The 12,676-nt window shown below is 66.9% G+C and carries 16 protein-coding genes; 3 read left to right on the top strand and 13 right to left on the bottom strand.

Annotated features, from left to right (window positions below):
* The first annotated feature begins 20 nt into the window (after window positions 1-20).
* Complete coding sequence (locus ACZK3J_RS06380) at window positions 21-1,664, top strand: catalase (RefSeq protein ID WP_134951510.1); 1,644 nt, start codon at window positions 21-23, stop codon at window positions 1,662-1,664.
* A 108-nt stretch (window positions 1,665-1,772) separates the two neighbouring features.
* Complete coding sequence (locus tag ACZK3J_RS06375; RefSeq protein WP_134951509.1) at window positions 1,773-2,381, top strand: DUF937 domain-containing protein; 609 nt, start codon at window positions 1,773-1,775, stop codon at window positions 2,379-2,381.
* A 72-nt stretch (window positions 2,382-2,453) separates the two neighbouring features.
* Here ACZK3J_RS06375 and ACZK3J_RS06370 read toward each other — a convergent pair whose 3' ends face one another.
* The 3 genes from ACZK3J_RS06370 to ACZK3J_RS06360 all read right to left on the bottom strand — a co-directional run bounded on the left by ACZK3J_RS06370 (window position 2,454) and on the right by ACZK3J_RS06360 (window position 4,411).
* Complete coding sequence (locus ACZK3J_RS06370) at window positions 2,454-3,641, bottom strand: glycoside hydrolase family 5 protein (protein ID WP_134951508.1); 1,188 nt, start codon at window positions 3,639-3,641, stop codon at window positions 2,454-2,456.
* A gap of 113 nt (window positions 3,642-3,754) precedes the next feature.
* Window positions 3,755-4,162: an RNA-binding S4 domain-containing protein gene (locus ACZK3J_RS06365; RefSeq protein WP_004149153.1), complete on the bottom strand. Its 408-nt coding sequence runs from the start codon at window positions 4,160-4,162 to the stop codon at window positions 3,755-3,757.
* A 9-nt stretch (window positions 4,163-4,171) separates the two neighbouring features.
* Entirely contained in the window at window positions 4,172-4,411 is a 240-nt protein-coding gene (locus ACZK3J_RS06360; RefSeq protein WP_134951507.1) for a hypothetical protein, read from the bottom strand.
* A gap of 62 nt (window positions 4,412-4,473) precedes the next feature.
* Between ACZK3J_RS06360 and ACZK3J_RS06355 the strand changes: the two genes are divergently transcribed.
* Window positions 4,474-5,934 carry an MATE family efflux transporter gene (locus tag ACZK3J_RS06355; RefSeq protein ID WP_478476585.1) on the top strand — a complete coding sequence of 487 codons (1,461 nt, stop codon included), beginning with the start codon at window positions 4,474-4,476 and terminating at the stop codon, window positions 5,932-5,934.
* Between the two features lie 69 nt (window positions 5,935-6,003).
* On the opposite strand, the gene ACZK3J_RS06350 is transcribed toward ACZK3J_RS06355, so the two are convergent.
* From ACZK3J_RS06350 to ACZK3J_RS06305, 10 genes are all read right to left on the bottom strand, one after another.
* Window positions 6,004-6,414, bottom strand: coding sequence for a DUF1801 domain-containing protein (locus tag ACZK3J_RS06350; RefSeq protein ID WP_032127552.1), 411 nt, complete (start codon window positions 6,412-6,414; stop codon window positions 6,004-6,006).
* A 38-nt stretch (window positions 6,415-6,452) separates the two neighbouring features.
* Window positions 6,453-6,887: a DUF1801 domain-containing protein gene (locus tag ACZK3J_RS06345; RefSeq protein ID WP_125894519.1), complete on the bottom strand. Its 435-nt coding sequence runs from the start codon at window positions 6,885-6,887 to the stop codon at window positions 6,453-6,455.
* Window positions 6,888-6,966: 79 nt separating this feature from the next.
* Window positions 6,967-7,347 (bottom strand): DUF6404 family protein, encoded by a 381-nt coding sequence (locus tag ACZK3J_RS06340; RefSeq protein ID WP_049462347.1) that lies wholly within the window; start codon window positions 7,345-7,347, stop codon window positions 6,967-6,969.
* Between the two features lie 82 nt (window positions 7,348-7,429).
* Window positions 7,430-7,831 (bottom strand): 50S ribosomal protein L19, encoded by a 402-nt coding sequence (gene rplS / locus ACZK3J_RS06335; RefSeq protein ID WP_005408597.1) that lies wholly within the window; start codon window positions 7,829-7,831, stop codon window positions 7,430-7,432.
* Between the two features lie 154 nt (window positions 7,832-7,985).
* Window positions 7,986-8,744, bottom strand: a complete 759-nt coding sequence (gene trmD / locus ACZK3J_RS06330; protein ID WP_049462346.1) for a tRNA (guanosine(37)-N1)-methyltransferase TrmD — start codon at window positions 8,742-8,744, stop codon at window positions 7,986-7,988.
* An 8-nt stretch (window positions 8,745-8,752) separates the two neighbouring features.
* Window positions 8,753-9,265, bottom strand: coding sequence for a ribosome maturation factor RimM (gene rimM / locus ACZK3J_RS06325; protein WP_010483256.1), 513 nt, complete (start codon window positions 9,263-9,265; stop codon window positions 8,753-8,755).
* A 44-nt stretch (window positions 9,266-9,309) separates the two neighbouring features.
* Window positions 9,310-9,570: a 30S ribosomal protein S16 gene (gene rpsP / locus ACZK3J_RS06320; protein ID WP_005415733.1), complete on the bottom strand. Its 261-nt coding sequence runs from the start codon at window positions 9,568-9,570 to the stop codon at window positions 9,310-9,312.
* A 131-nt stretch (window positions 9,571-9,701) separates the two neighbouring features.
* Window positions 9,702-10,484: an aminotransferase class IV family protein gene (locus ACZK3J_RS06315; RefSeq protein WP_149908598.1), complete on the bottom strand. Its 783-nt coding sequence runs from the start codon at window positions 10,482-10,484 to the stop codon at window positions 9,702-9,704.
* Complete coding sequence (locus ACZK3J_RS06310; RefSeq protein WP_049398965.1) at window positions 10,481-11,557, bottom strand: NAD(P)H-dependent flavin oxidoreductase; 1,077 nt, start codon at window positions 11,555-11,557, stop codon at window positions 10,481-10,483. Before ACZK3J_RS06310 ends, ACZK3J_RS06315 begins: the two co-directional genes overlap by 4 nt.
* Before the next feature lie 122 nt (window positions 11,558-11,679).
* On the bottom strand, window positions 11,680-12,585 hold the full coding sequence (locus tag ACZK3J_RS06305; RefSeq protein WP_478453963.1) for an IS110 family transposase: 906 nt from the start codon (window positions 12,583-12,585) through the stop codon (window positions 11,680-11,682).
* Window positions 12,586-12,676 lie beyond the last annotated feature (91 nt).

The following is a 12,676-nucleotide window of genomic DNA, read 5'->3' as shown; positions in this document are numbered from 1 at the left end:
CCGCCACCAGGAGCCAGCCGATGAGCCAGTCCGACAACAACAACGCCAAGTGCCCGTATCACACCGCCCCGTCGCCGGAGCAGGGCGCCCAGCAGCAGCGCGAGCTGAGCACCACGCCCAAGCAGAAGCACGGCGATGATCCGGTCACGCCGATGACCACGGCCTTCGGCGCACCGGTGGTGGACAACCAGAACAGCAAGACCGCCGGCCCGCGTGGCCCGCTGCTGATGGAAGACGTCTGGCTGCTGGAAAAGCTGGCCAACCTCAACCGCGAGATCATTCCCGAGCGCCGCATGCACGCGAAGGGCTCGGGCGCGTTCGGCACCTTCACCGTCACCCACGACATCAGCAAGTACACCCGCGCCAAGCTGTTCGAAAAGGTCGGCAAGCAGACCGAGATGTTCGCCCGCTTTACCACGGTGGCCGGCGAGCGTGGCGCCGCCGACGCCGAGCGTGACATCCGCGGCTTCGCGCTGAAGTTCTACACCGAAGAAGGCAACTGGGACCTGGTCGGCAACAACACCCCGGTGTTCTTCCTGCGCGACCCGCGCAAGTTCGCCGACCTCAACAAGGCCGTGAAGCGCGACCCGCATACCAACCTGCGCAGCGCGCGCAACAACTGGGACTTCTGGACGCTGCTGCCCGAAGCCCTGCTGCAGGTGACCGTGGTGATGAGCGACCGCGGCATTCCGCGCAGCTTCCGCCACATGCACGGCTTCGGCTCGCATACCTACAGCTTCACCAATGCCGACAGCGAACGCTTCTGGGTGAAGTTCCACTTCGTCAGCCAGCAGGGCATCGAATCGCTGACCGACGCGCAGGCGCAGATCCTGGTCGGCCATGACCGCGAAAGCCACGGCCGCGACCTGTTCGCCGCGATCGAGAAGGGCGACTTCCCGAAGTGGAAGCTGTTCATCCAGGTCATGCCGGAGCTGGACGCGGAAACCTACCGCGTGCATCCGTTCGACCTGACCAAGGTGTGGCCGAAGAGCGACTACCCGCTGATCGAAGTGGGCCAGTTCGAACTGAACCGCAACCCGGTCAACTGGTACCAGGACGTGGAGCAGTCGGCGTTCGCGCCGAGCAACCTGGTGCCGGGCATCGGCCCGTCGCCGGACAAGATGCTGCAGGCGCGCCTGTTCGCCTATTCCGATGCGCAGCGCTACCGCCTGGGCGTGAACCATCACCAGATTCCGGTGAACGCCGCGCGCTGCCCGGTGCACAGCAACCACCGCGATGGTGCGATGCGCGTAGACGGCAACTACGGCGGCCTGCCGCACTACGAGCCGAACAGCTACGGCCAGTGGCAGGAGCAGCCGCAGTACCGCGAGCCGCCGATGAAGATCCGGGGCGACGCCGACTTCTGGAATTTCCGTGAGGACGACGCCGACTACTTCAGCCAGCCCGGTGCGCTGTTCCGCAGCTACAACCAGGCACAGAAGGACCGCCTGTTCGCCAACACCGCCCGTGCCCTGGGCGATGCGCCGGACTTCATCAAGCAGCGCCACATCGACAACTGCAGCAAGGCCGACCCGGCCTACGGTGCCGGTGTTGCCGCGGCGCTGAAGGCGCTGGCCAGCCAGCCGTCGGATCCGTTCAAGCCGGCGCAGCCGGAAGCGGACTTCCCCACCGCCACCCCGGGCGCCGAAGACATCGAGCTCTGATCGCCCTGCCCCGTGTACGGCACGCCGCCTCCCCGTGAGGCGGCGTCGCCGTTTTAACGGTCCGCGTCGTACCTTCTGCACGCCCAACCCCAATCAAGGATTCCGCAGATGAGCCTGACCGATGAACTTCTCGCCAAATTGCAGGGCGCCCCGCTGCAGCAGGTGTCGCAGCAGCTCGGCATCAGCAATACCCAGGCTTCCGGCGCGATCAGTGCCGCGCTGCCGGTACTGATGGGCGCGCTGGGCAACAACGCCTCGCAGCCACAGGGCGCGCAGGCACTGCTCGGCGCCTTGCAGAACAACCACAGCGGCCTGGACCTGGGCGGCGTGCTCGGTTCGGTGCTGGGCGGCGGTGGCGCCAGCGGTGGCGCTGCCAGCGATGGCGCCGGCATCCTCGGCCACATCTTCGGCGGCAGCCAGCAGAAGGTGGAAACCGGCCTGGCCCAGGCCACCCAACTCGACAGCGGCCGCACCAGCCAGCTGCTGCAGATCCTCGCGCCGATCGTGATGGCCTTCCTCGCCCAGCGCCTGGGTGGCGGCCAGGCCGATGCCAGCTCGCTCAGCCAGGCCCTCGGCCAGGAAAAGCAGCAGGTGCAGCAGCAGGGCGGTCTTGCCGGTGGCCTGCTCGGCAGCCTGCTGGACCAGGATGGTGATGGTCAGCTGGGCGTGGGCGATCTGCTCAAGCTGGGCGGCAATCTGCTCGGCGGCAAGCGCTGAGGGAAAGCCTGGCCGGACATGGGCCGGCGCTACCGGCATCGCCATGGGTAGCGCCGGGCCAGGCCCGGCGGCTTACCGGTTGCCCGCCTTCAAACGCTGCAGGATCGGTGCGAACAAGGGCGCCTGCATCGAACGCGGCGGCTCGACATGGCCGCCCTTTTCCTGCGCCTGCCAGTACGACCACGGCAGCGGCTTGTCGCCCAGTTCGTAGTCCATGCCGTCCCAGCCATCCTCGCGGAAGGCGTAGAAGGCCCAGTGCACCTTGTCCTGCTCCAGCACCTGCAGCACATCCTGCAGGTAGCGGCTGCAATCCGGCCACCGCCGCATGCAGCCGAATTCGGCCACCACCATGCGGTTGGCACCGACGCCATGCGAGGCGGCCCACGTCATCGGCTGCTGCAGGTAACGGCGTACACGCGCCGCATCCCAATGCTCGCTGCCTGCACCGAACGGCACCTGCGCCGGATAGCGCCAGGGTTTGGCACGCGTCTGGTTCGGTGCACTGGTTGCTGCATACGGCTCGTACATGTGCACGCTGTACAGCAGCTTCGAATCCGCCAGCGGTGCCGGCCAGTAGTTGAAACCGTCGGCGGCGGCATACCAGCCCGCATCCAGCATCAGCGGCATCGCGGTGTCGACCTCGCGGATGCTGGCGATCAGTTCCGAGTAGAAGCGGCGCAGATCGCGTGGGCCGTCCTGCACACCGGCATACCACCGCTGCATCGCCTCAGTGGACGCATGCTCGGCCAGGCCTGCACCGTACTCGGGCACCGGCTCATTGATGAGGTTGTAGGCGGCCAAGGCAGGATGACCCTTCAGCGCCGTGGCCAGGTCATGCCAGAAGCGACGGGCCGGCACATGGTTGTCAAACGACTGCCACAGGCGCTGGTCGACCACATCGCCGTTGTGCTGCTTCCAGCGCAGCAACGGCAGCGACAGCGGCGTCAGCACCACTTTCAGTCCGGCCGCATCGGCGTCATCCAGCACCCGCCGCAGCGTGGCCAGGTCGGCCGGAACCAGTCCGCGATAGTCATCGGCGTTGCCGATGAGGAAGTCACGACCGCCCTGCCCCTTCCACTTGTCCGGCACCAGCCGCACCCAGGTCGCACCGGTCGCACGCAGCGCCTCGAAGTATTTCCGGTCCGGAGGCGACATGTTCATGCTGTTGCCACCGCGTTGCGGAACGTCCCAGAAGGTGATGTCGGCAGCGTGCAGTGGCCCCGCAGCAAGCAGGGACAGGCATAACAGCAGACGACGCATGGGCAGGCCTTCGATAGGTGAAAGACCAGCCTGCCCAGCGCAATCCGAACGTACCGTGACCGGCGCCTTGTTTCGCACCGCGATAGGAACAATCCGTTGGAATCAGGATTTCGCTAGAGCGCGTCGATGTCACCCAACGCCCGGATCAAACGCCGCGCGCGCTTGTCCGGCTTGTGTTCCGGCGGCTGGAAACCATCGCGTGCCGCAATGCGCAGTGCACGCTGTTCGGCACGGCGCGCCTTCGAAGCCTCGCTCTCGGCATACAGCTGCTGTGCCGTTGGCGCCGGCCCGCGCTGGTCGCTCAGGCCCAGCACCTGGATCTCGAAATGCTCCTCGCCACGATCCACCTGCAGCTGCTCACCCACGCGCACCGCGCGCGAGGACTTCGGGCGCTGCCCGGCCACGCTGACCTTGCCGGTCTCGATGGCCTGCTTGGCCAGGCTGCGGGTCTTGAAGAAACGGGCCGCCCACAACCAGATGTCCAGGCGGACACTGGGCGACAACGGGGAAAGCTCAGGCATCGGTGCGGACTACTCCGGTGGCTTGTTCAGGGGGCGCGGGTTATCGGGGTCGGTGCGGCAACCGCTGCCCCCGATCAGGGTGGGAACGCCGGCGGAAAGATCCTGGCGCTGGCTGCCGACCAGGCACTCGGGGCGGTCGGTTGGCCGCACCTGGGTATCGCCCAGCCGGTCACCTGTCGAACATGCGGCCAGTGCGGCGCCGATCAAGGCCAACGCCATGCTCCATTTCACCTGCAGTCGTTGATGCATTGCCACATCCTGCAAACCGGCTTGGTACTAGTGTGCGCCTCCCGGGATTCGATCACCACTCCATGGCCAAAGCGCCGCTTGACCTGACCTCCGGCCCGATCGGCCGCAATCTTCTGCTGTTTTCACTGCCGATCCTGGCAGGCAACATCGCGCAGTCGCTGAACGGTTCGGTGAATGCGGTCTGGGTCGGGCGCTTCCTCGGCGAGGCGGCACTGACCGCCACCGCGAACGCCAACAACATCATGTTCTTCCTGATCGGCTCGGTGTTCGGCTTCGGCATGGCCTCGACCATCCTGATCGGCCAGGCAATCGGCGCGCGCGACATCGCGCAGGCGCGGCGCGTGGTTGGCACCAGCGCTACCTTCTTCATTGGCCTGTCGGTGATCATCGCCATCGCCGGCTGGTTCATGGCCCATCCGCTGCTGGCGGCGATGGGTACACCGGCCGCTTCGCTGCCGCTGGCCGAGGCCTACCTGCAGATCATCTTCCTGGCGATGCCGACGCTGTACGCGTTCGCCTTCCTCACCGCCGCGCTGCGCGGTGCCGGTGATTCACGCACGCCGTTCCGTTTCCTGATGGTGTCGGTGGCGCTGGACATCGTGCTGAACCCGGTGCTGATCTTCGGCATGGGGCCGTTCCCGGCGCTGGGCATTGCCGGTTCGGCCTGGGCCACGCTGGTCGCGCAGACGCTGTCGCTGGCCGGCCTGCTGCTGTACATGCGGCACAAGCGCCACACCCTGTGGCTGGGCCGCGCCGACATGCGCCTGTTCAAGCTCGACCTGACCATCCTCAAGGCGCTGGTGCTCAAGGGCGTGCCGATGGGCCTGCAGATGGTGCTGATCTCGCTGTCGGTGATCCTGCTGATGACCATGGTCAACCAGTACGGCACCGACACCGGCGCCGGTTACGGCGCTGCCCTGCAGCTGTGGAACTACCTGCAGATGCCGGCGATGGCGATCGGTGCGGCGTGTTCTTCGATGGCGGCACAGAACGTCGGTGCGCAGCGCTGGGATCGCGTGCGCGGCACCGCGCGCCAGGGCGTGCTGTTCAACTTCCTGTTGACCGGCGCGCTGATCCTGCCGCTGGTGGTGTTCGATCGCCAGCTGCTGGCACTGTTCCTGCCACCGGCCAGCCAGGCGCTGGACATCGCCCGCCATCTCAACCACGTGGTGATCGGCTCGTTCCTGTTCTTCGGCGTCAGCTTCGTGATCTCCGGCGTGGTGCGCTCCACCGGCGCGGTGATTCCGCCGCTGCTGATCCTGGCCGGTTCGCTGTGGGGCGTACGCGTGCCGTTCGCCGAACTGCTGCAGCCGTACTGGGGCGCCGATGCGATCTGGTGGAGCTTCCCGGTCAGCTCGCTGGTGTCGATGCTGCTGTCGCTGGCCTATTACCGCTGGGGCGGCTGGCGCAAGGCGAAGATGATGGGCAAGCCCTCGCACGCCGAAGAACTGGCCACGCCGTCGGAGATTCCGGCCTGCCCGCCGTCGCCGGTGGCCGACCCGGATGCCGCGCCACTGCGGTAGTGCCGGCCGCTGGCCGGCAACCTCAAGCCCCTCCGGAAGCATCGCGCAACAGCCGGCCAGCGGCCGGCTCTACCGTTTCTTCTTTTTGGCAGCGTTGAACGTGGCCGCCGCGCGCAGCAGTGCCTTCAACGCCGCGGCATCCGGCATCGCGCCTTCATGGATGTCGATCGCACGTCGCGTGTTGCCGTCCAGGCTGGCGTTGAACAGGCCCTTCGGATCGGCCAACGCCGCACCGTTGGCAAAGGTCAGCTTCACCGCCTGTTTGTAGGTTTCGCCGGTGCACAGGATGCCGTTGTGCTCCCACACCGGCGTGCCGCGCCACTTCCAGGTTTCCTGCACGTCCGGCAGCGCCTCATGGATCAAGGCACGCACGCGTGCCAGCGCCTCGCCACGCCAGTCGCCCAGCTCGGCGATGCGTGCATCGATCAGTTCAGCGGCCGGGGTTCCGGCATCGGCAGGGTTCGGTGCATGCGTGGCCATCAGCGGTTCTCGTCGGCAGGGAGATCGGAACGATGCACTTACATGCGCTCGCCGGGCAATGCCGCGGCCTGGCGCACCCAGTCGAGGAACTGCGCCTCATCCAACGCACCCTCCTGCTGGATGTGCAGGTAGCGCGTATCGGCACTCCTGGACGGCTCGGGCGGCACCGGCTTCAGCGCAGCGCCACGGAAGAACGCCACCTTGATGTAGCGGGTGAAGCAGTGGAAGCTGAGAAACCAGCCTTCGCCCGGCGCAACCGCATACATCGGCGAATTCCACTTCACTGCCTTGTGCACACCGGGTACAGCTTGTTCGATCAGCGCGTCCAGCTGTGCTCCGATCGGCCGCTTCCAGTCCGGCATCGCCGCGATATAGGCCTGCACCGGCGCATCGCCTTCGCCCTTGGCGATCTGCGGGTTGCCGCCTGACAACAGCGCGGGCGCGGTGGAAGGTGCGGTTCGCTTGGCAGGCATCGCACAGCACGTCCATCGGGATGAAACCGCAGCCTAGCGCGGCCTGTCCCCAACGGTCACGGCGCAGTGCGCCATCGGCTCAGTCCGCTTGCCGCGCCCGGAACTGCTGCCAGTCCGGCAGCTTGCGGTGGCGGCGCAGCGAACGCATCAGCGCCGCCATCACAATGCCGAACAGCGCACCGGCCACCAGGCCGGCCGCCAGCAGCAGGGCCAGCGGGCGCTCACTGCCCTGCCACAGCATCAGCCACATCAGCGCGGTCCAGAACAGCCCGAACAGCAGGCCCTGCACCAGCGCATTGGTGCCGAAGCCGGCCAGGATCGGCGGTGGCAGTGCGATGCCCATGCGCCACAGAAGGCGATGCAGCAGCGGTGCCGACTGCACGCGCGCCAGCCCCTTGCCGTCGAGGAAGCGCAGCGCCGACTGGATCACGGCGGGATAGCGCGGATTGATGTCGTTCATCCCCTGATCGTGGCCGAAGCGATGCCGGAAACGCAAACGGCCACCCGAAGGTGGCCGTCGCGGCAACAACCGAAGTTGTTTATCAGGCCTTTTCGGCCAGACGGGCAGCCTTGGCGGCAGCAGCGGCAGCCAGGTCTTCCTTGATGCGGGCAGCCTTGCCTTCCAGGCCACGCAGGTAGTACAGCTTGCCGGCGCGGACCTTACCACGACGCTTCACTTCGACCGAGTCGATGATCGCGCTGTGGGTCTGGAAAACGCGCTCGACGCCGTAGCCGTGCGAGATCTTGCGGACGGTGAACGAGGAGTTCAGGCCGGCGTTCTTGGTGGCGATGACAACGCCTTCGTAGGCCTGCACGCGCTCGCGGCTGCCTTCCTTCACCTTCACGTTGACGACAACGGTGTCGCCCTGGCTGAACTTCGGCAGTTCACGGGTGATCTGGGCGGATTCGAATTCCGCGACGATGGACTTGTTCAGCTTGCTCATGGGTTACACCGATTCTTGTTCGGGTGGGCGTGTCGTATCGACAACGTAGGCTCATGCAGTCACCGGACTGTGCTGCACGTTTGTTTTGGGTACTGCGCACGCCGGCCGGGGCCGACGGGAATTGGCCATGATAGCCGATAACGCCAGCCCTGCGCTAGGGGCTGGCCTTGTGTTTCTGGGCCTGACGGGCCTGCTCCAGCAGCTTGCGGTCGGCCTTGCCCAGCGCCTGTTCATCCAGCAGGTCCGGGCGCCGCTGGGCGGTACGGACCAGCGACTGCTGGCGGCGCCAGGCCGCGATGGCCGCGTGGTTGCCCGAACGCAGCACGTCCGGCACGTCACCCAGCGGGTGCTGGGCCGGCTGGCTGTAATGCGGGCAGTCGAGCAGGCCGAGGTCGCCCTCGAAGCTGTCCTGCGCCGCCGATTCCGCGTCGTTCAGGGCACCGTCCTGCAGGCGGGCCACGGCGTCGATGATCACCGCCGCGCCCAGCTCGCCACCGGACAGCACGTAGTCGCCGAGGGAAATCTCCTCGTCGACATTGGCCTCCAGGAAACGCTCGTCGATGCCCTCGTAGCGGCCACAGAGCAGGACCATGCGCGGCAGTGCCGCCAGTTCCCGCACCTTGGCCTGGGTCAACGGCGCTCCCTGCGGGCTGAGATGGATCACCCGCGCCGGGGTCGGATCGGCATCACGGATCGCCTGCAGGCAGGCCTGCAGCGGCTCGATCAGCATCACCATGCCGGGGCCACCGCCGAACGGACGGTCGTCCACCCGGCGGTAGTTGCCTTCGGCGTAATCACGGGGATTCCAGCCATGCAGGCTGAACAGGCCCTTCTCCTGCGCGCGCCCGACCACGCCCAGTCCAGCGGACTGGGCGAGGAACTCGGGGAACAGGGTGATGACGTCGAAACGCATGCTCACACTCAGAACTCGGGATCCCAGTCGACCACGACCAGGTTGGCCTCGAAGTCGACCGACTTGACGAAGTCCGGCTGCACGAACGGAATCATCCGTTCGCGGTCACCACGGACCACCACCACGTCGTTGGCGCCGGTGCTGAACAGGTGCGAGACCTGGCCCAGGGCAACGCCCTCGGTGGTCTTCACGTCCAGGCCTTCCAGGTCCACCCAGTAATACTCATCGGGCTTCGGCGGCGGCAACGCACTGCGGGCCACGTAGATCTCGGTGCCGTGCATCGCTTCAACAGTATCGCGGTCCTCGACGCCGGGGAAACGGGCGACCAGGTGCTTGCCGCTGTCGCGGCCGCGTACACCTTCAATCGTGGTTTCCACGCCGGACGGGCTGCGCACGATCCACGGCTGGTAACGGAAAATGGCGGAACGTGGCTCGGTCCAGGACTCGAGCTTGATCTCGCCGCGCACACCAAAAGCGCCGACAACCCTGCCCAGCAGGATGCGGCGCTCGATATCTTTCATCTGCTTCAACCAAGAGGGCCACGCCGAAGCGTGGCCCGTCAGGATCAGGCCGCAGCGGCCTGGGACTTGGTCGCTTCCTTGATCAGGTTGCGGACCTTGTCGGTCGGCTGGGCGCCGTTCTTGACCCAATGGTCAACGCGGGCCAGGTCCAGCTCGATGCGCTTCTCGGCGCCCTGGGCGACCGGGTTGTAGAAGCCAACGCGCTCGATGTTGCGGCCGTCGCGCGCGCTGCGCACGTCGGTGACGATGATGTGGTAGAACGGACGCTTCTTGGCGCCGCCGCGGGTCAGTCGAATCTTGACCATGGTGTTTTTCCTATTGCCCAGTCGCCAGGATGGCGAGGTAAGCGGGCGATTATAGCGGCAGAGCCCGGCCGAGCCAACCCCGGGGTGAATCCGCCTCCACGGCAGCGCCGGGCCATGCCCGGCGGGGGTTTTCACCCCAATCTGTCCCAAGCCACCGCCGCCAGCACTGCCCTGCCCTGTTCAGCCAGTGCCTGCGAACCCGGCAGGTCATGCCCGTCGATGGCGTCCAGCGCCCATAGGCCGCTGGCGTTGCAGGCAAAAGCGGCCTTCACGCTATCCAGTTCAGCCAGTGCCAACGGCCGCGTCAGCTGTGCCCCCGGCCAATGCTGCTTCAACAACGTCTCGGCAGTACCGCGCAGGGCCGGCGCCTGTGGCCAAAGCAGGCGCTCACCATCGTGCACGGCCAGGTTCCAGGTGCTGCCTTCACTCATCACGCCATCGGCGGTCACGAACAGCACATCGTCGAACCCTTCCGCCATCGCCGCACGGCGCTCGGCAAACAGGCCGAAGGTGCCGACGTGCTTGATCTGCGGCAGCTCGCGCTGCCACATCACGCTGCGCACCCGCTTCGGTGCGGTCAGCGCCACCGGCGCGGACACCGCCACCAGCACGTCCACCGGTACGGCCGCCAGCGGATTGCGGAAATCGAAGCGGCGCGAGTACACCGTCACCCGCAGCGAGGCATCGGCCAGGCCAGCCTGCTGCAGCGCCTGCGCCATCCAGCCCTGCACCTGCGCCGCATCCAGTTCGCTGCCGAACAGTTCGCGCGTGGCCTGCGACAGCCGCGCCAGATGCAGGTCCAGTCCCTGCACGGCGTGACCGCGCACCTGCAGCGAGGTGAAGTGGCCATAGTTGACCAGCGCAGGCAGCAGATCCTCCACCTGCACCGGTTGGCCGTTGCAGGTCACGGTCATCGCAGCAGCGCCTGCGCCTGTTCCCACATGCCGCGCAATACGTCGGCGGCCGGCTGTGCCGGGGCCATCCACGCCGACTGCCCGGCCCAGGCCTGCATCGCCGCCAGACGATTTTCCTGCACGGCCTGCCTGCGCATCGGCGCGGTCAGGCCGCGCTGCACCGGGTACGGGCGTGGCGCCGGTGCGCCTTCCGCAGCGGCGGCGCGCACATAGGGGGTCGCCAGGCCACGGCCCAGGCGGCCGCTGAAGGCGCGGGTCGGCCAGGTATCTTCGGGTTCGCTGGCCGCCAATCCATCGGCCCACGCTGAAGCGATCGCCGCTTCGGGCGTGCGCAGGAAGGCAGTGCCGATCTGCACGGCACTGGCCCCCAAGGTGAGTGCGGCAGCAATGCCACGGCCATCGGCGATGCCACCGGCGGCGATCACCGGAATCTGCAGGTGATCGGCCAGGCGCGGCAACAACGCAAACAGGCCGACCAACTGACGCTCGGCCATCGCCGGATCGAACGCGCCGCGATGGCCACCGGCTTCCACGCCCTGTGCCACCACCGCGTCGGCACCGGCGTCCTGTGCCGCACGCGCTTCGGACAAGGTGGTCGCACAGGCGATCCAGGCAATGCCGGCATCCTTCAACTGCTGTACGTGGCGCGGCAGCAGCACGCCCATGATGGTCGAGGCCACCGCCGGGCGCGCCGCCAGCAGTGCGGCGAACTGTTCTTCGAAGTCGGCGGGCGTGGCATCGGCGGCGCTGGCCGGCACGTCCGGACCCCACTGCGCGAGGAAGGCGCGGCTGGCGGCTTCAGCGGCGACATCACGGGTCGGTGCCGGGTCCGGCACCCACAGGTTCACCTGTGCGGGGCCCGTCGAGGCAGCGCGGAAGTCATCCATCCAGTGGCCGATATCGGCCGATGACGACAGCACTGCGCCCATCGCCCCCATGCTGCCGGCATTGGCCAGCGCAGCCGACAACGGCACCGGGCAGGCGCCGGCCATCGGGGCCAGCAGGATCGGAACGGATACGCCAAAGCGCCGGCAGAACGCCTCGACGCGGGAAGATACAGCGGAACTCTGCATGACGGCCCATCGTTTCGGACAGGCCCCCATGGTGCGCGCAGGACGGGGGTGGCGTCGAGCTTGCTCGACTCTACCTCGACCGGGGCACCGACAGAAAAGCAGTCGAGATCCTATGTTCGTGGTCAAGCCTGCTGGAAGCAGGCTTGACCCACCTTCAGCATCGCCGGATCGAAGTCCCGGCCGCTTTTGAAGACACCCCAGGCGATCCTGGCCAGCTTTCTGGCCAGGATGTTGAAGACGGCGGTGCTGGGGTGACCGCGTTTTGACAGCTCGTCGTAGAGCGGTTGCCCCCGACGACACCGCTTGAGCCCCATGGCGGCCATGTAGAGCATCTGGCGCAGCACTGGCGCGCCCTGTTTGGACAGCCGACGCCGTCCCGTTCTGCCGCCAGACTCGTTGGGCCGGGGATCCAGGCCGGTGCAGGCGATCCACGCGTTGGCGTTGGCCAACGGCCAGCGCGTCATGTAGTAGATCAGGTGAGCGGCGACGGCAGGGCCGATACCAGGGATGGTCAACAGGCGCTTGTAGAGCGTGCCATGCTCTCCATCGCGACCCAAGCGCTGCAGTTCGCTTTCCAGCTCGGACAGCGTCCCAGCCAGAGCGCAGAACAGATCTGACAGCTCCCCGGGGGCACTTTTGCTTACCCCGAAGGATTGCTCCAGGCGCGCGCGTGTCTTTACCAGCGTCTGCCGCTTGCGCAGCAAATCGTGCATCTGCTGCTGCTCGTCGGTACGCGGTACGTATTCACGCAGGCGATCGTTCTCCTTCTTCACGTACCGGGCGATCGCTTCGGCGTCCATGGCGTCCGTCTTGCCACGCGAGCCCGTCGCCCGGCCGTAGTGCTTGATCAGACGTGGATTGATCACATAGACAACGTGGCCTGCCTGGCCAGCCATCCGAGCCAACAACTCGTAGTACCGCCCCGTCGCCTCCATGCCAATCCGGCATCGCTGGGGCAAGGTGTTGAGCCACTGGGCTATGCCGGCCCGGGTGTTGGCGATCCTGTCGCCGGCCTTGCGGTCGGCCACTGCCGGTACGAACTCCTTGGAGTCCACGTCCACGCCAATATCGAGAGAATCAGACATTTGTACGGCTCCCAGCTATCCTTAAGGGGCTGGG

Source organism: Stenotrophomonas sp. 86428_Sma, from assembly GCF_056481585.1.
Note: the sequence above shows the minus strand (reverse complement) of the source record. Positions and strands in the feature narration are given on the sequence as shown.